The sequence below is a fragment of the Halalkalibacter alkalisediminis genome (genome assembly GCF_028610705.1).
GTDB lineage: Bacteria > Bacillota > Bacilli > Bacillales > Bacillaceae_D > Halalkalibacter > Halalkalibacter alkalisediminis.
In genome coordinates, this window is record NZ_JAQQWT010000054.1 from 1 (window position 1) to 16,478 (window position 16,478).

General features: G+C 34.0%; 18 protein-coding genes and 2 pseudogenes. 12 read left to right on the plus strand and 8 right to left on the minus strand.

Going from position 1 to position 16,478, the window contains the following annotated elements:
• Window positions 1-347: 347 nt before the first annotated feature.
• From PQ474_RS24250 to PQ474_RS24265, 4 genes are all read left to right on the plus strand, one after another.
• Window positions 348-890 carry a helicase gene (locus tag PQ474_RS24250; RefSeq protein ID WP_273848152.1) on the plus strand — a complete coding sequence of 181 codons (543 nt, stop codon included), beginning with the start codon at window positions 348-350 and terminating at the stop codon, window positions 888-890.
• Window positions 891-1,104: 214 nt separating this feature from the next.
• A complete protein-coding gene (locus PQ474_RS24255) occupies window positions 1,105-1,608 on the plus strand; it encodes a DUF3995 domain-containing protein (RefSeq protein ID WP_273848153.1) in 504 nt (167 codons plus the stop codon).
• A 330-nt stretch (window positions 1,609-1,938) separates the two neighbouring features.
• Complete coding sequence (locus tag PQ474_RS24260) at window positions 1,939-2,496, plus strand: recombinase family protein (protein ID WP_273848154.1); 558 nt, start codon at window positions 1,939-1,941, stop codon at window positions 2,494-2,496.
• A 66-nt stretch (window positions 2,497-2,562) separates the two neighbouring features.
• The gene (locus PQ474_RS24265) at window positions 2,563-3,021 is read left to right on the plus strand and encodes a GNAT family N-acetyltransferase (RefSeq protein ID WP_337956407.1); all 459 of its coding nucleotides are present in this window, start codon (window positions 2,563-2,565) and stop codon (window positions 3,019-3,021) included.
• Window positions 3,022-3,430: 409 nt separating this feature from the next.
• On the opposite strand, the gene PQ474_RS24270 is transcribed toward PQ474_RS24265, so the two are convergent.
• Window positions 3,431-3,988 carry a recombinase family protein gene (locus tag PQ474_RS24270; protein WP_273848155.1) on the minus strand — a complete coding sequence of 186 codons (558 nt, stop codon included), beginning with the start codon at window positions 3,986-3,988 and terminating at the stop codon, window positions 3,431-3,433.
• Window positions 3,989-4,226: 238 nt separating this feature from the next.
• Here PQ474_RS24270 and PQ474_RS24275 point away from each other — a divergent pair.
• Together PQ474_RS24275 and PQ474_RS24280 are read left to right on the plus strand one after the other, a co-directional pair.
• Window positions 4,227-4,746 (plus strand): annotated as a pseudogene (locus tag PQ474_RS24275) (recombinase family protein); the annotation flags it as partial.
• A gap of 513 nt (window positions 4,747-5,259) precedes the next feature.
• Window positions 5,260-5,649: a tautomerase family protein gene (locus PQ474_RS24280; RefSeq protein WP_273848156.1), complete on the plus strand. Its 390-nt coding sequence runs from the start codon at window positions 5,260-5,262 to the stop codon at window positions 5,647-5,649.
• Between the two features lie 290 nt (window positions 5,650-5,939).
• Here the strand turns inward: PQ474_RS24280 and PQ474_RS24285 are convergent, their stop codons facing one another.
• From PQ474_RS24285 to PQ474_RS24315, 7 genes are all read right to left on the minus strand, one after another.
• Window positions 5,940-6,851: a sigma factor regulator N-terminal domain-containing protein gene (locus PQ474_RS24285; protein WP_273848157.1), complete on the minus strand. Its 912-nt coding sequence runs from the start codon at window positions 6,849-6,851 to the stop codon at window positions 5,940-5,942.
• Window positions 6,851-7,342 carry an RNA polymerase sigma factor gene (locus tag PQ474_RS24290; protein WP_273848158.1) on the minus strand — a complete coding sequence of 164 codons (492 nt, stop codon included), beginning with the start codon at window positions 7,340-7,342 and terminating at the stop codon, window positions 6,851-6,853. The genes PQ474_RS24285 and PQ474_RS24290 overlap by 1 nt, the downstream gene beginning before the upstream one ends.
• A gap of 736 nt (window positions 7,343-8,078) precedes the next feature.
• Window positions 8,079-9,218, minus strand: a complete 1,140-nt coding sequence (locus tag PQ474_RS24295) for an ABC transporter permease (protein WP_273848159.1) — start codon at window positions 9,216-9,218, stop codon at window positions 8,079-8,081.
• Between the two features lie 11 nt (window positions 9,219-9,229).
• Window positions 9,230-10,492: a hypothetical protein gene (locus PQ474_RS24300; protein ID WP_273848160.1), complete on the minus strand. Its 1,263-nt coding sequence runs from the start codon at window positions 10,490-10,492 to the stop codon at window positions 9,230-9,232.
• A 5-nt stretch (window positions 10,493-10,497) separates the two neighbouring features.
• Entirely contained in the window at window positions 10,498-11,373 is an 876-nt protein-coding gene (locus PQ474_RS24305; RefSeq protein ID WP_273848161.1) for an ABC transporter ATP-binding protein, read from the minus strand.
• 1 nt (window position 11,374) lies between these two features.
• Window positions 11,375-12,136, minus strand: a complete 762-nt coding sequence (locus PQ474_RS24310; protein WP_273848162.1) for a hypothetical protein — start codon at window positions 12,134-12,136, stop codon at window positions 11,375-11,377.
• Window positions 12,129-12,683 carry an RNA polymerase sigma factor gene (locus PQ474_RS24315; protein WP_273848163.1) on the minus strand — a complete coding sequence of 185 codons (555 nt, stop codon included), beginning with the start codon at window positions 12,681-12,683 and terminating at the stop codon, window positions 12,129-12,131. Before PQ474_RS24315 ends, PQ474_RS24310 begins: the two co-directional genes overlap by 8 nt.
• Before the next feature lie 445 nt (window positions 12,684-13,128).
• On the opposite strand from PQ474_RS24315, the gene PQ474_RS24320 reads away from it, so the two are divergent.
• The 6 genes and pseudogenes from PQ474_RS24320 to PQ474_RS24345 all read left to right on the plus strand — a co-directional run bounded on the left by PQ474_RS24320 (window position 13,129) and on the right by PQ474_RS24345 (window position 16,456).
• Window positions 13,129-13,689, plus strand: a complete 561-nt coding sequence (locus tag PQ474_RS24320; protein ID WP_273848164.1) for a recombinase family protein — start codon at window positions 13,129-13,131, stop codon at window positions 13,687-13,689.
• Between the two features lie 142 nt (window positions 13,690-13,831).
• Window positions 13,832-14,452, plus strand: a pseudogene (locus PQ474_RS24325) (recombinase family protein).
• A 232-nt stretch (window positions 14,453-14,684) separates the two neighbouring features.
• Complete coding sequence (locus PQ474_RS24330; protein ID WP_273848165.1) at window positions 14,685-14,864, plus strand: hypothetical protein; 180 nt, start codon at window positions 14,685-14,687, stop codon at window positions 14,862-14,864.
• Window positions 14,864-15,430, plus strand: coding sequence for an ABC-three component system protein (locus PQ474_RS24335; RefSeq protein ID WP_273848166.1), 567 nt, complete (start codon window positions 14,864-14,866; stop codon window positions 15,428-15,430). The genes PQ474_RS24330 and PQ474_RS24335 overlap by 1 nt, the downstream gene beginning before the upstream one ends.
• Window positions 15,414-15,653: an ABC-three component system middle component 8 gene (locus tag PQ474_RS24340; protein ID WP_273848167.1), complete on the plus strand. Its 240-nt coding sequence runs from the start codon at window positions 15,414-15,416 to the stop codon at window positions 15,651-15,653. The genes PQ474_RS24335 and PQ474_RS24340 overlap by 17 nt, the downstream gene beginning before the upstream one ends.
• On the plus strand, window positions 15,650-16,456 hold the full coding sequence (locus tag PQ474_RS24345; protein ID WP_273848168.1) for a hypothetical protein: 807 nt from the start codon (window positions 15,650-15,652) through the stop codon (window positions 16,454-16,456). Before PQ474_RS24340 ends, PQ474_RS24345 begins: the two co-directional genes overlap by 4 nt.
• Window positions 16,457-16,478: the final 22 nt, after the last annotated feature.

Consider the following 16,478-nt stretch of genomic DNA (forward strand, 5'->3'; position numbering starts at 1 on the left):
TGCGGACGTTCTACCCTGGCTACTGTTATAATAAGACCATATAAAAAAAGGTCAACCAGAAATATTTTCTTATCTGGATAACCTTATAATACGAACGGGTGCGTTAGTTCAACAAGCTATAAGCGATTTTAGGAATAAGCCAATATTTTAGTTATTCCATTAAAGGGCGCCATTCTTGAAGAAGAATAGGTGTTCATTTTGTATTTTATGGCCATATTCTGGAGTAAGGCTAATTGAACGAACGGAGCAGATTAGTACAACAAAGAAATCTATATAGAATTGGAGAAAAACTGTAATTATAACGATTTTTAATAGCTTTTTATCAATTTGTAAGGGAGTGAATACGAATGCGTATAGGAAATGAGGAAACATACTCTGATTGTCCAATTATTACGAGAACGGTAGAGCTTGGTGGACTTACGAAACAGCAACTTATACAGAGATTGCAGGAATACTCTATCCTGTTGAATGAGTATGGAGAGAGGCTATTAACTGATGAAAAATTTATGACTTCTGAAACAAAGTATAGCTTGCAGACGATTGAACTAATTGTTGCTTACCTTGGCTTCCCTGAGGGTGCTACAACTCCTCAAATCTATAAAAAAGCGAGCGAACTCGGTTTGGAATTGTGTCCACTTGAGTTGGGACCTTACCTAAGACTAGAGTATCTGGATCAGCCTGATTCGGGAACTTCTTTACAGCAACATCAAGCTCCAACAGGATCCATAACAATAGCAACGGAGATACTAACTGGAGACGATAATTTTCCGAAAGGCTTTTACCTTAGACGAATTAACGATGAGTTGTGGCTTCGGGGCTACATTGCTGATGATTTGCACATTTGGAATCCTAATGACCATTTTGTCTTTTGTCTAACAAAAAGGCTTTAACAAGTGAGAATTTATTAGAGCCTCCAAAATGAATATCGATCTTCAGCGATCGTGCGCACTTCTTGAATAAGAAGGTGCCTTCCTAATTGGTCTAAATAATGGAGCAACTGATTGTGCAAATAACAAATTTCAGCTTAATAATCAGGAACGTAACTTAATAGATTATCAAATGAAACATATAAAAATAAACTTATTTAAAAGAGAGGTCTGTTACATGAAAGGAGTGGTTAGAATCAAAAAGAATAATGATAGTCATCCTTTAAACAAATATAAGAAATGGTTAGTTTTTACTGGATATGCAGCGTTTATCTGGTCAATTGTATTTGGATTGATACACGTTTACTGGGCTGTCGGTGGGACTGCAGGATTTGAAGGCAAATCCATGAGTGAAGTGTTATTTATAATTAATCTGGTTGCAATTGTCTTATGTCTTGTTGCTGCAATCCTCGCACTTGCACTTGTTCAATCATGGGGACGAAGGATTCCCTCTTGGATACTGCTCACAGCAGCATGGATTGCATGTGCGGTGTTGGGCTTACGAGGCGGTGTAGGCATTACACAAAGCATGCTGCAACTGGATCAAATCCCTTTACTATTAATAATTGTTGAACCGTTTTTCTTGTTAGGAGGTATCTTGTATGGATTTGTTGCTTATCTTTACATTTATACCTCCGATAATAGGAAAAAAGTAAAATCAAACGGGATAAATATAAGGTGACCTATCCTTATTCCAGAAACGGGCGCTTTAATGGAATAAGGATCATAGAAATGATCAAACTTTTTTATAAAAGAATGATTCAATTGAATATAGAAAAAGCGTGTTTTGATCAATCTTTTTTCAAAACACGCTTTTTCTATTTGCTATTTTATCAAGGTTTATAGAGTTAATTTAATCAAACTTTATTTCAATGCTACAGGCTATTTTTATATTCTTTAAGTGTCATAACTCAAAAGTATTGACACTAGTTTGAGAGGTTGCTAGTATCGCTATATACAATAGTGTCATTACTTAGTGTCTTAAATGATAGTGAAAAAGAAGCTCATACATATGAAATATGGATATGCGAGAGTTAGTACAGCTAATCAAGACTTAGAGACGCAGATACAAGCGCTTAAAAAGGAAAGTTGCGACGTTATCTATTCTGAGAAGTTCACAGGAACGAAAGCATATCGACCAGAGTTTATTGCGCTTCTTTCTAAACTGGAAGCAGGAGATACTTTGGTAGTAACGAAGTTAGACCGCTTTGCTCGCTCAACAGTAGACGTAATACAAACAGTTAAGCAACTTTTTGAAAAAGGGGTTAAAGTACACGTTCTTAACATGGGTTTAGTCGAAGAGACACCAACAGGCAGACTAATTTTCAATATTATGAGTTCTTTCGCTGAATTTGAGCGTGATATGATTGTAGAGAGAACGCAAGAAGGAAAGGCTATTGCAAAGCAGCGAGAAGATTTTCGAGAAGGAAGACCGAACAAATACACTAGAAAACAAATAGATCATGCGTTGTCGTTGCTTAATACACACTCATACAAACAAGTAGAAGAGGTCACTAGCATTAGTAAAAGTACGCTCATACGAGCAAAGAGAAAGCTGGTGAAAAAATAAAAAAAGAACTATAGACTAGATTAGAACAAAAGTAGTACTAAAAAGTCAAATAAAGGTGGCTATTATATGCATATGAATCAATATGATAAAGATATTTTTATAATTTCCTCTAATAAAAAACAATTAGATATAGAAGTTATATATAATTTCCTTTGTTTCCATTCTTATTGGGCAAAGGGAATCCCTAAAACTCTTGTCCAAAAGTCAATCGACAACAGTACCTTGTGTTTTGGTGTTTACAAAGAAAGTATATGTGGTCAAATTAGAAAACAAGTTGGATTTGCTAGAGTTATTTCAGATCTATCTACGTTTGCATATATAGCAGATGTATTCATATTACCTGATTATAGAGGTTTAGGGTTATCCAAGAGACTTATTAAAAAACTTATCGAACATCCAGAGTTAACTGAAATTAGGAGAGCGATGCTAGCTACTAAAGATGCACACTCCTTATACGAAAAATTTGGATTTAAAGATATTAATAATACTAATTTATTCATGGAACTAAAAAAACAATCTTATTAATATTTTAATAATAAAGCTGAAACAACCTAGAAAAGAATCCTATGTTTTAAAAATATAAAGACTGAGGTCAGACAGGTATTCTAAATACCTACAGACTGTCGAGAAACCCCACGTTTTTAAAGCCTACCTTTATGGTTACAAGTCACAGAATACAAAAGTCAATCGATGCTGGCTTTGATACTGTAGGAAGTATTGCTGAAATCAGTAACGATGAATTACTCAGTATTTTGACATTGGGGATCATTGGTTAAGGAGAATTAGAAGTGTTGTTGGCTAAGACATTTGGATGTAGTTAGTTTTTATGACATTTCAATACAAATGTACAGATATATATTTAGGCTTCTGTATGCTTAATAAATCTAGAAATCTCCGATATTTCTTAAAAAATATTAATCCTGAGCAAACCTCATTACTGGATTTGCTCTTCTTTTAGTGATCGATATAAGGTTGCTGCCGAAACCCCTGTAGCCTCCTGAATTTCCTTCACTGTCATCCGTTTAGAATGATACATTGCAATTGCTTGATTTAATTTTTGTTTATTAACCTTAGGTCTACCACCTTTACGTCCCCGAGCTCGGGCTGCCTTCAGGCCAGCCATGGTACGTTCACGAATAATATCCCGTTCAAACTCTGCTAAAACAGATAGCATTCCAAACATTGCTTTTCCTGCGGCTGTACTTGTATCAATCTTATCTTGGATACTGACGAATTCCACTTCTTTCTCTCTAAGAGCATCAGCAATTTCAATTAAGCGTTTGGTAGATCTGGCTAAACGATCTAATTTGTAGACTACAAATTTGTCTCCAGCACGTAACATTCTCAATGCTTGCATTAATTCCTCACGGTCATCTTTTGCACCTGATACTTTTTCTTTGAAAATTTCATCACAGCCAAATTCATTTAGTGCATCTAATTGTAAATCCAATGACTGATCAATCGTACTGACCCTTGCATACCCAATTATCATGAAACATACTCCCTTGTTATGTAATTCAATACATTGATTATATCAAAAATATCCCTTTATGACATATAGATTTTGGAATGAGTTTTGATATACGTATTTTTAAAAAATAGTAGATTTTAAGGGTTGTTTAGACGCATCTCATAAACCATGGTTTTTGAGAGCGGTTATCTTTTGTTAAATATAATAAAGTACTAATATTTATCTAAAAAAAAGGTGTTGTTCTGTTAAATAAACGAGTCGACAATTAGATTCTATGAAGAAAAATGGGAATTGATCCTCGGGACATTTTCATCGATAAACAAAGTGGGAAAGATTTTGATCGAGATCAATATCAATTGTTAAAACGTATGATACGAAAAGGGGATGTGCTCTATTTCATTCTCTTGAGTTTTGGTCGAAACAAAGAGGAGATTCTACAGGAGTGGAATGACATCACAAAAAATATTCAGGCAGATATTGTAGTCTTAGATATGCCATTATTAGATACTACTCAATTTAAGGATAGTTTAGGAACCTTCATCGCAGATCTTGTCCTACAAATTCTTTCTTGGATGGCAGAAGAAGAGAGAGAGCGAATCTGAAAACGCCTACGAGAAGGGATTGATGTGCTCTGCAAAGGGGAGTTGCTTTTTGCCGACCTAAAGCGACTGTTACAGAAGAGTTTAAATATGCTTATAAACGGTGGAAATCAGGAGAGATAACAGTTGTACGTGCTATACAGGAAAACGACTTTTTATAAGCTGATTAGGGAGTTGTGAAGAGCGTTACAAAAATAACTATATAAAGCATATGCTGTTACACTGCTTGAAATAGTAATATTTTTATTTATTGGCTTCATTTTAACTGAAAATGTATTAAGAGTAGTTTATGAGATTTTGGGATTAGGTTTAGTGGTAACGTTTGGGTAAACTGGTTTGGAGTTTCTTATATTCTTTTTGTAACTTATACAATTATTCGAAGAGTCATAAGTAAAAATAACCTTTTCATAAAAGAACGCACAAGGTCTATTCTTTTTTGGTTGCTATTTTTAGGTTCAATTGTAGTTGTTTTTATACCTTTTATAATAGGTGAAAATCCTTTTTAGTATATTGTACTTAAATTAACGGGGAGCAAGAGTTGAGCAACAATGGACTGAATAAGCAGTCCATTTTTCTTGTCTTTAATCAGTTAAAGGGCAGAATATTTGAAGAAGGAATTTCTAGCTTCTTTATAGAATAGTGTTTATTGTTAGCCGAGTTTAGTTTAGATGAGAAGAGAAAGGTGAGATGAGAATGGGACAAATTAAAATTTATGGGGTTAAAGATAGGTTAAATCCAATTAAGGAAACGCTATCGAATGTTATTCATTCGTGTATGGTGGAAGCTCTTGAATTTCCTTCGGATAAGAAATTTCATCGCTTTTTCCCTATGGACAAAGAAGATTTTTATTTTGCGAGTGGAAGAACTGAAGCATATACCGTAATTGAGATTAGTATGTTTGAAGGTCGAACGGTAGAAGCTAAAAAACAATTACTAAAGCTACTATTCGAACGTATAAATAGTGAATTGAGTATATCCCCTCAAGATGTTGAGATTACAATTTTTGAAACACCAAAACATAACTGGGGAATAAAGGGATTACCTGGGGATGAGTTAGCACTGAATTATAAAGTTAATGTATAAGTAAGAGGTGGTCAATTAGTGACCGCCTTTTTAGCTTCTTCAATACGAAGGACGCTTTAGTGCAATAAGGTTCATGATCGAACTTTATTATAAAATAGGTATTTTAATCGAAAGAAAACCAACATTTTGATCAATCTTTTTTCAAAGTGTTGGTTTTTTATGTGTAATTTTATAAGAGTTGAAGAAAGGTTTTTAATCAAACTTTATTTTATAGTTACAAATTTTTATGGTTGCTAAGGTACCAGCCACTTACTGCAAGAGAGACCAAATGTAAATCTGGTCACTACTCGTTATTTCTCCGGTTTAATATAAGGGACGATATTTGCAGTGGCCCCTACAGAGGCACCACGAATAAAATCTTGATTTTCTAAGGCTTTAAAATTTTGGGTTTGACCAGTTAGCATTACCCCTAAAATTTTCACTTCATCAAACTGTTTATTTTTATTTAAATTTAAAAACTCCTGGATTGGTTCGTTAAAACCATTTGTATCATATTTTTCAAGTGCATCAATAAAGCTATTGTATGCCTCTTTCGGTGAATCAGATGGATCAAATCCATAAACCGGCATACCAGCAGGTCCGTTACTTTCATCTACAATTGGTGATGTCATATACAACCATACGATGTTTAAATTATCGGGGATTTTTGCTTGTATTTCTTGCAATGTATAAGACTGATCGAAAGAAATCGCAACTTCCGCAACGTGATTTTCCATTTGTGAAATTTCCCCTAGTTCATTTTGTACACCATCATAGTACTCTTGAATAGATGGATGATAAAATGTCGCAACTTTATTCTTTGTTTGTTTATCATACTCATAGAAGTCCGTATCAGACCAATAAAATCCCGGGATTAACTCGTTGTGATCAATACGGATGCGAAGCCAATCATACGAACTTGTGAGTGTGCTCCATTGTACTAAATAGCCATTAATATTTTTAGAACGATTCGTCACAATGTTACCACCAAACACGGAGGTATTACTCGTAACTTGAGAATCGATTTGAATATTAGGTTCGGCAATTGAATTATGTAAAAAGAGCTCTTCGTGAAGTCTTGTAGAACTTTTCGCTGCAAAGTAATTGCCAGTTTTATAAAGGATCGGTAATAGAATAAGTACAACGATAATTGAAGTAATGACGATTTTTAGTAATTGTTTTCGTTTAGCTTTTTTTAAAGCACTTTTTAACGAAGTGTCCATTAATGTTTTCCTCCTATTTCTGAGTGAATAAATTTACGTGCACGATATAATTTTTGCTTTACACTGTTTACTTTAATGTCCAAAATAGTCGCAATTTCTTCATATGAAAAATCATAGTAATACTTTAAAAAGAAAATTTCTTTGTATTCTTTTTTGATGTCTTCTAATAAATAGAAGATCTCATCCTTATTTAAAATGGCATTAAATTCGCGGTCTGTATGTTGTAGCTTTGAATAAATTTCCTCGGTTAAGTAGATGTTCTGCTGCTCCTTTTTTCTTTTCAAATCAATATATTCATTGAGTGCTACACGAAAAAACCACGGCCGTATATTGCTGTCTGTTAGATCATCCAACAGTGTGTACACTTTGTAAAAAGTGTTTTGAATTATATCTTCCGCATCTTCTTTTGTGGCTCCTTTCACTAGTAATAGTCGGAACACTTCCTCTCCTAAATTGATAAGATAGGAGGCTAATATATTTTCTTTTTTCATCTTTTGTCCTCCCTACACTTATTCAACGGATGATAATTTAAAAATGTATACACTTAAATTAATTTTATATAAAGTAATGAACGTGGGCTATTCTGCTTTATATGGTTCCTGGCAAGGCATTTAAGAGGTAATTTATAATTAACAGTGGCTTTGTACTACGAAGGTCAAAGCTCTTTTTTTTATTGCGCTAAGGATGCTTTTGTTCAATAAGGCTTTGCAATGATCTTCAACAATCGGGCGCGATTGTGGAGCAACACAGGTAGAAAATGATCAAACTTTTTTATAAAACCGAAACTTAAATTTTGAAGCAACGTAATAAACACTTATGTTGCTTTTTTCTGTCTGTATGTAAAATCCTAGTGTTCGTTTAAGTACACTTTTACGAACGCTGATTATTTATTTTAAATAGGTTATTTATAACGTTCGTTAAAGTCGGAAAACACTTTGCGAACGTTCGTTGTTTTACATACACTTTTACGAACACTTTTGGTAGAATAATAGAAAGAATAATGTCACTTTAGGCGATAACTTGCGCTGATTTTAAGTGCTATTTTGCATGTATATATGAAAAGAACCAGTTCTCATAATGTAGCTTTAAAATAAAGCAACACATAAACGGGGTCCTACCAATAAATCGGAAAACATACGCTAAGCCAATTTCTCAATGTAAAAAGCCGATTTTCCTTACGATAAGGAAGAATCGGCTCTTGGATTTGATTTTGATATAGAATGAGTTTTACTGAACAATATCCATTTTCCTTTCCCGTTTCCAAAGAAGGATTATGAATAGTACACTCACAGCAATTAATGCACTGTAGCTTGTAGGAACTAACCATTTAGGAAGACCATAGCTAATCATGCGATTAATTAAATAGCCTAGCCCAAAAGCGAGCATTGCAAGTACGATTGGTATTTGAACGCCAATCAGTGCAATGAAATTCGGAGCAATAGTTGAAAGGGACATGGCCAGTAATGCAAAAACGATTCCCAATATATAAATGGCTATCACTGTTAACACAATGTATTGAATAAACGAAAGATCATACCAATAGTAATCACCGATAAAGGTATAAATGGGTACTGAAAAGAACATGGCTGTATTATTTAAAGAATATATACTGAAATAGACTGCCAGTAGTGCAGTGATTACGATTAATGTGGACAGCAATCCAGCAACTGCTTTCTTTTTATAAATCGATCTTCCAGTTTTCGCTGTATATTGCAGGTCGATTAATTGCCGAGAACGATCCTGAATAATGATAGGTGACATCACCAGAACTACACTAACAATTATCGCTATTGTGACATTCAAAATGAAATCCTTAAAATTAAAAAATACGGTTTCTGGGAAAACATCATAACTTCCATTTGCTTTTATTTCTAGTAATCTTTCTTTTTGTCTCGGATTCGCATCACTAATATAGTTATTTATTATATCTTTATTCTGATCATGAAACTCTATTAATCTTTCTCGTGCTTGAAGTTCCCAGAACATGTCCACTTTTTCATCGAAGAATATTTTTCCGTGAAGTACTAATTGCTTCTCATTTTCAAGATCCATATTTCGGAATTCCTCATAAGACCGGATACCAGCATCCCTAAACTCTTTGCTTGATTGTAAAAATTGGTCTGCCTCCTTAACTTGATTGCTATAAGTCTTTTTAAAATCATCCAACTCTGATTCATCCATGTTTGTTCCGTATTTTTCAATCATTTCTATACCAATATTGTACGAATCCAATGCAGGTCTTCCATTAGGGAAGTGCTTAATATGAAAATCGATCAGTAAAAAGTACAAAATAGCATTGACCAGAAAGAGGACTAAAATAACCCTCCAATTCAGGATCTTCTTTATTTCATTTATAATCATTTGCATTAAAATTCTCCTTATACGATAGCCTGTTTTTTAAATCTTTTTAAACAAAGTATGCATAACACTATAATAATCATTGTCCAAACAGAGACCGTAATGAATTCATAATCTTTAAACAAAAGCAGACCTTTACTGCTCATGAACCATACCTGTGGATTTAACACAAGCGAAGATAAGTTGAAACCAGTAATAAAAATCAAATTAGAACTAGTGGGCACGAATCCTTGAAGCATGAAAAGAACTGCAAATATAGCTCCAAAGAGGAAAAATGTGTAATAACTGTTTTTAATAATGACCGAAATGGTAAAGGTAACAGCTGAAAATAACAGCATACAAACATACATAAGGACGATCCCAAAAATTAAATATGTCAAAAACGACATATTCCACCATGACACATAAGGAAAATTTTTCTCCCAATTAAAAGCACTACTTATTGAGCTTTTAAATAAATGTGAGTAATCGAAAACCATAAAATACGTACCAAGCGTAATCATGAGTAAAAATGTAGTTATACCCATAGTGACAATTAAGGATGCAGCCAATTTATCTACCATTAACCGCCGACCTCTTTTAGCTGTGTATGAAACAAGATGAGTTCTATTTTCAAACTCATAATTCGTAATCAGGGCAGTTGCCAGCACAATCAATATGATTGATTCAAGAATAATATGTTTGAACATAGTTTTAAATAATAGTGTGTGCGTGAAATATTGTTTTCCAGCGAAAAACCATTGTTTGTGTTCCCCATTTTCTTGCAATTCATCAAATCTATTGGAGAATTTAGCATATTGTTTTCTTAATGTTTCTGCAGCAGTACCACTCAATCCATATTTACTTATTTCAGACTCACCAATACGTTCAATATCGAATTCTTTATAAGATGCATCGATCGTTTCAGCAGTTCCGGCATACATTTCCTTTAAGTACACACTATGGAAAAAATGTATTTCATCTTCCGTATATAGTTCTTGATCTTCAAAACGTAGCTGATCAAAAAAATCGACAGCACTATCAAATGTCTGAGACGATTTTTTCTCCGTTATCACGTTAAAATCAGCTAGATTTTTTTGTAGATCCTGATCTAACTTTGAGAGCGATTCGTCCGTGATGTTTACTCCATATGTTTCAGCTAATTCATTGGCAACATGCAATTCTTCTTTAAAATCAAAAGAGTTATAGATTAAATAAATGTTATAAGCACTAAACAAAATTAACAAAGCTAGAATAATAGGCGAAGTGAATGCCTTTTTGCATTCGTGAAAAATAATTCTCATGGCGATCACAGATCCGTCAGCAATTCATCACGGTATTCATAAAGGAAGACATCTTCCAAATGGGGATTTGCTGGAATCCAGTCTGCCTCTGTTTTTCCCTTTTGGACAAACCGGACAATCATGCTCCCATGTTCCTGCTTTTCTGAAAGAAGAACATATTGTTTGCGGAAAGATTCCAGTCTTTCATAGCTAATTGATGTTTCATAAACATGTCCATCAAGCGTATTACAAATGTTTCCGACGGAATCTTTATATAATAGTTGCTGATTTTTAATCATAATTACTTCATTGGCAATCGACTCGATGTCAGAGACAATATGAGTAGAAATAATGACAAGTCTTTCCCGCGCAAGTCCTGTAAGGAGCTGTCGAAAACGTGCACGTTCCTTTGGATCGAGACCAGCTGTTGGCTCATCCAGAATTAATATTTTTGGATCATTTAAGAGAGCCTGTGCAATCCCGACCCTTTGTATCATGCCTCCAGAAAATTTCTTCATTTTTTTATTAGCAACATCTGTTAAAGCCACTTTTTCTAATAACTCAGATATTTTTTCTAATGCGTTCTTTTTGTCTAGGCCTTTTAACGCAGCTAAATATAATAAATATTGCATTGGAGAATAGTTTTTATAATAGCCAAACTGCTGTGGCAAATATCCAAGGATATCGCGATAGTCCTCGTCTAAATCAACAATATTTGTTCCGTTATATAAAATTTCTCCTTTGCTTGGCGAAATTAATGTCACAAGCATTTTGATTAAAGTTGTTTTGCCAGCGCCATTTGGTGCTAGAAGTCCATAGACACCATCGCTAAACTCCAGATTCATATTTTTTAATGCAGAAAAACTTCCATATTGTTTACTTACATCTTTCACGACTAACATATTATTGAACTCCCTCCGATGGTTTTAAGTACACCAACTTGCTTAAATATTTGATATAGATAGAAATGCTGATAATTAGAACAAGCACATAAACGAGAATAGGTGCCTTCTTTAGAAACCCTTCATATAAATGACTGTCTACTAACCTAAATCCGAAATTTAACACAACCCAACTGCCAATCACTAAAGTGGCACTGGTTACAGACTGCTTCTTCATACAGGCAAACAGAAAGAGAATGGAAAACAAAAACAAGGATGTAATGGATATTATTAGCGCTCTAAAAAAGTTCAGATCGTCGTACATCATAACAAGGGAAAAGATGCTGATGATATTAATAAAAATCGAAATCACACTCAAAACTAACATTCGAAATGCTGCAATCTGATAGAGACTATATTTGCAAACCATTTCTACTTCATAGGTAGCTGTTTGAACTTTTTGTGCAAAATGATAAACAGAAAGAGACATATAGAGCAAAGGCGAAAGGAGAAAGGTAAAGGCATAGAGATCCTGTTCCTGAATCCCTTTCGATTCGGAAAAACTGCTTGATAGGAAAATCAAAATTGTCATGACTGATAAGATGATGCAAATTTCATCCCAACGGGTTGGCAATAAATTTTTCATTCCAATTTGTTTGTATAGCTTATATAGATAGGAAGGGAAAGACTCCTTTTGTTTCACTCCTGTAGCGACAATATACTTGATCTCAGATTGGATTGTCTGTTCATCGGGCATAGGAATATGAAACTTTTCTTTACTCATATCGATGCTCCTTCATTTCTTTTTTTATCAGTTTCAACGCTGTATAGTACCTTGTTTTAACTGTTGATTGGGGAACTTGTACAATTGCAGCAATTTCCTGCAACGTATACTCTGCAAATAACTTAAGTCGAACAATTTGCTGTGAGTTGGTCTCCAACTCATTAACGATTGAAGTGATTTTTTCAACATCCTCTTTGTACTCCAAAGAAACTGTGACATCCTCCTCATCCTCAAAATCATGACCATCAATAGACTCTGAAAGCTGCCTATATTTATAGTGTTTCGACCTGTAGTAATCTACTAGCCGATTGGAAGCTATCCTATAAAGCCATGTTCTAAATGAAGCTTTATAATCATCAAAGCGATTAATCGACTTTAAGACACTAATAAAAATTTCTTGCGTTAAATCTAGTGATAGCTCAGCATCCAGAGTTTGTTTGTACACAAAGGTATACATTTCCTTGTAATATTTGGATATTAACTTATTCGCTGCTTCGCTGCTGGCATTTTTCTTTATTTTTTTGATCCACTGTATCTCTTGATCCATATTTTCACCACATAATTCGCATATATTGCTGCCTCTATTTATATATTCGAAAAGAGAATAGGAAAAGTTTTAATAAAACACAAAACTTTTTAAAACTATTATAAAATAATCACTCGGACAGACCTAATCGAGTAAATGTAGTAAGCAAAAAAAAGACTAAGAAATAATTCCTCCTTAGCAATTTTGTCTGTTCGATGTCTCTCAAAAATCAATAACACCTTAGATTCGAGTGCCTAACTTCTTTACATTGCTAGAAAGGTAACAGCGAGACCTAAGTTCAGAAACTCGTCCTTTTCTGAACACACTCAGATTCCCCTTGAAATGAATGTTTTTTAGGGCTATAGGTGTTACAAAACTCTGTTCATTATTCTATGTTCAATAACATATTGAATTCTATCTTATGTTACAATGAACTTAAAGGAAAAATGAGAAAAGAGTGATTCTGGTGTTAATTGGATATGCGCGCGTTTCGACAGGGTTACAAAATTTAGATTTACAAATGGATTCGTTAACGCAACATGGCTGTACGAAAATCTTTCACGATAAAATGAGTGGGGCGAAAAAGCAGCGTCCAGGTTTAGAGGAAGCACTTCAGTATGCACGTGAGGGAGATACGATTGTCGTTTGGCGATTAGATCGTCTTGGTCGCAACATGCAGGACTTAATACAAATTGTAAATACTTTGAACGAACGAGGCGTGGGATTTCACAGTTTACAAGAAAACCTGACCATGGACAAAAGCAACGCAACGGGGCAATTGATGTTCCACTTATTCGCAGCCTTTGCAGAATTTGAACGGAATCTGATTGAGGAACGCTCGGCTGCAGGACGAGCAGCTGCAAGAGCGCGTGGTCGTCTTGGTGGTCGTCCTGAGAAATTTGGACCGAAAGATATTGAAATGATGAAAGCGCTGATTGAAAGTGGTACACCGATTAAGGATGTTGCGGAAAAGTGGGGCGTGTCTCGGACGACGATATATCGTTATTTTGAAAAACATCTAAAATAAAACGTAAAGCACTTGTTACCAGCTCACAGCTTGGATAAGTGCTTTTATTGTTTAGAATAGGCGTATTTTTAAGTGCAAAATAGCACTTAAAACAGGTGCAATTTACCGATTAAAGTGACAGAATAAGAAAGGAAGTAAAAAAATGGATGTTCGTAAATTTGGATACATACGAATGAGCAGCAAAGATCAAAATGAAGATCGACAATTAGATTCTATGAAGAAAATGGGAATTGATCCTCGGGACATTTTCATCGATAAACAAAGTGGGAAAGATTTTGATCGAGATCAATATCAATTGTTAAAACGTATGATACGAAAAGGGGATGTACTCTATATTCATTCTCTCGATCGTTTCGGTCGAAACAAAGAGGAAATTCTACAGGAGTGGAATGACATCACAAAAGATATTCAGGCAGATATTATAGTCTTAGATATGCCATTATTAGATACTACTCAATTTAAGGATAGTTTAGGAACCTTCATCGCAGATCTTGTCCTACAAATTCTTTCTTGGATGGCAGAAGAAGAGAGAGAGAGAATCCGAAAATGACAACGAGAAGGGATTGATGTGGCTCTGCAAAGAGGAGTTGCTTTTGGCCGACCTAAAGCGACTGTTACAGAAGAGTTTAAATATGCTTATAAAAGGTGGAAATCAGGAGAGATACCAGCTGTAAGTGCTATGCAGGAAATTGGAGTGAAAAAGACGACTTTTTATAAGCTGGTTAGGGAGTATGAAAAGCGTTACAGAAATAAATATATCTAATAGAAGAAACACGACAAACGTAAGAGCCATTTTCTTAATGATTTCCGTTGTTTCTGTATGCTTGAGTCGAACACAAATATCAACAGGTATTGTGAAAATTTTCATAGTTTGAAATAATAGTTTTAGACTATATAAGAACTTAATAATAGATAGATATTACAACATTTAAAAATCTATTGGGACATAATACCAGTTTACATAAAACTAAAATTGAGAAAAAGGTGGCTTTTAAATGAGTATTGATTGGACAACCATTATAACACATCTCCTTACACTCCTGGTTGGAGCTACGGGAGGCTATGTACTTAAATCTATAAAGATAAATGAAAACATTAGTAAAACAAAAGGGAAAAATAGTCCTATATTTAACAACGAAGGTGATGTCAAAGGGCGATTTGGGGATGGAAAATGATGAGTAGAAGTAGTACAAGTGGTGACCATAGCCCTGTATATAACAATGATGGTCATGTATATCAACAAAACATTATACATATGAGAAGTGACGCTATTAATCCGTACAACCTCAAAAAAGTAATAGACTTTTTGGAGCTGGAACTTGAGGATGAATTAGAACCTAATCGAAGAGTTGAAGATGATGATGGATTAAAGAGAATAGATATTATAGCAAAGAATGTTATGAATAACTTAGAAGAAGAAGGTTGTAGTGATTATAACAATAATATAATTGAAAGCAGTATTTATTTTAAAACCATAAAAGATATATTGTCTGCTCCTCGTAATAAAGGTTTAAGGAAATCATACAATAATATAAAAAAGACTATCAATAATAAAATTCCTGACATAAAAAGAGAAAAGAACTATTTTAGTGAAGTTTTGAATGATATTATTGATAGGTTTCTAAATTCTAATGATATCGAGATCTTAGAGAATGAGGAAATGGTGAGTGTGGTAATACACTTTATGTATTACATATGTCACATTGGAGAAAACGGTGGTAACAATGCTGAGACCGGATAAATTTACAGATTTAAATAGAAGCTTAATCTTTGCAGTCGCGTTATTAATAAAAGTGTTCAAAGAAAATGACTACAAGTGTGGTTACGGAAATCTTTATAATGCATTAGAAAAGCAAATTGGTGATGATGCCCTATATTTGTTTTTACCTGCAGTCGACTTTTTATTCTTGCTAGGTAGGGTCGACTACGACATAGAATCTGACGTCTTGGAGATGAAAATATGAAATTATCAAGGCTATATAGCGATAATTCAAGGTTTAAAAATATAAAGTTTAAAGATGGATTAAATATCATTTTTGGTTATGTCCAAGATAAAAATGTAAATGATCCTCACAACCTTGGGAAAAGTGCTCTTGTGCAACTGATAGATTTCATGCTACTTAAGGAAGTAAAAAAGGGAAACTATTTTCATAACAAGAAAAAGGTTTTTAAAGAACATACGTTTTATCTAGAACTAGAGTTGAATAATGGTGAATATTTAACTATTAGAAGATCTTTTAACAATATAACAAGAGTAGACATGAAAATACTTGATTATTCAACAGAGCTATTAGAGTCTGACGAATGGGATTACACAAACTTAGTTCTCAATACTACGAGTGAAAATGTCACCCCGGCAACAACCGTTTTAAATGAGAAATTAAACTTCGATATATTAGGAGATTATGATTATCGAAAATTAGTAGGTTATTTTATTAGAACTCAAAATGATTATAGTGATGTTTTCCAATTAATAAAGTTCTCAAGTTCTACAGACCAAGTATGGAAACCCTTTGTGTATGAATTACTAGGATTTGATAGTGATGTGCTCTTTAAAAAATACCAATTAAATAATGAAATCGAAAACTTGAAAACAAAAATAAAAAATATGGAGGACTATTATAGTGCCTCAGATATAGATAGAATTAATGGTCAAATAGATATTCTTACTAGAGAAAAAGAAACGTTGGAACAAGATCTTGATTCATTTAACGTAAGCCCGAACTATAGAAAAAATCCGCACCTAAGCGGTACGCATGACAAATAGCCGTATATCCTGATTTTTTTAT

Excerpts from the sequence above, each read along its gene's own strand:
- PQ474_RS24250 (WP_273848152.1), top strand. The coding sequence starts at position 348 with ATGCGTATAGGAAATGAGGAAACATACTCTGATTGTCCAATTATTACG.
- PQ474_RS24255 (WP_273848153.1), top strand. The coding sequence starts at position 1,105 with ATGAAAGGAGTGGTTAGAATCAAAAAGAATAATGATAGTCATCCTTTA.
- PQ474_RS24260 (WP_273848154.1), top strand. The coding sequence starts at position 1,939 with ATGAAATATGGATATGCGAGAGTTAGTACAGCTAATCAAGACTTAGAG.
- PQ474_RS24265 (WP_337956407.1), top strand. The coding sequence starts at position 2,563 with ATGCATATGAATCAATATGATAAAGATATTTTTATAATTTCCTCTAAT.
- PQ474_RS24270 (WP_273848155.1), bottom strand. The coding sequence starts at position 3,988 with ATGATAATTGGGTATGCAAGGGTCAGTACGATTGATCAGTCATTGGAT.
- PQ474_RS24280 (WP_273848156.1), top strand. The coding sequence starts at position 5,260 with ATGGGACAAATTAAAATTTATGGGGTTAAAGATAGGTTAAATCCAATT.
- PQ474_RS24285 (WP_273848157.1), bottom strand. The coding sequence starts at position 6,851 with ATGGACACTTCGTTAAAAAGTGCTTTAAAAAAAGCTAAACGAAAACAA.
- PQ474_RS24290 (WP_273848158.1), bottom strand. The coding sequence starts at position 7,342 with ATGAAAAAAGAAAATATATTAGCCTCCTATCTTATCAATTTAGGAGAG.
- PQ474_RS24295 (WP_273848159.1), bottom strand. The coding sequence starts at position 9,218 with ATGCAAATGATTATAAATGAAATAAAGAAGATCCTGAATTGGAGGGTT.
- PQ474_RS24300 (WP_273848160.1), bottom strand. The coding sequence starts at position 10,492 with ATGAGAATTATTTTTCACGAATGCAAAAAGGCATTCACTTCGCCTATT.
- PQ474_RS24305 (WP_273848161.1), bottom strand. The coding sequence starts at position 11,373 with ATGTTAGTCGTGAAAGATGTAAGTAAACAATATGGAAGTTTTTCTGCA.
- PQ474_RS24310 (WP_273848162.1), bottom strand. The coding sequence starts at position 12,136 with ATGAGTAAAGAAAAGTTTCATATTCCTATGCCCGATGAACAGACAATC.
- PQ474_RS24315 (WP_273848163.1), bottom strand. The coding sequence starts at position 12,683 with ATGGATCAAGAGATACAGTGGATCAAAAAAATAAAGAAAAATGCCAGC.
- PQ474_RS24330 (WP_273848165.1), top strand. The coding sequence starts at position 14,685 with ATGAGTATTGATTGGACAACCATTATAACACATCTCCTTACACTCCTG.
- PQ474_RS24335 (WP_273848166.1), top strand. The coding sequence starts at position 14,864 with ATGAGTAGAAGTAGTACAAGTGGTGACCATAGCCCTGTATATAACAAT.
- PQ474_RS24340 (WP_273848167.1), top strand. The coding sequence starts at position 15,414 with ATGCTGAGACCGGATAAATTTACAGATTTAAATAGAAGCTTAATCTTT.
- PQ474_RS24345 (WP_273848168.1), top strand. The coding sequence starts at position 15,650 with ATGAAATTATCAAGGCTATATAGCGATAATTCAAGGTTTAAAAATATA.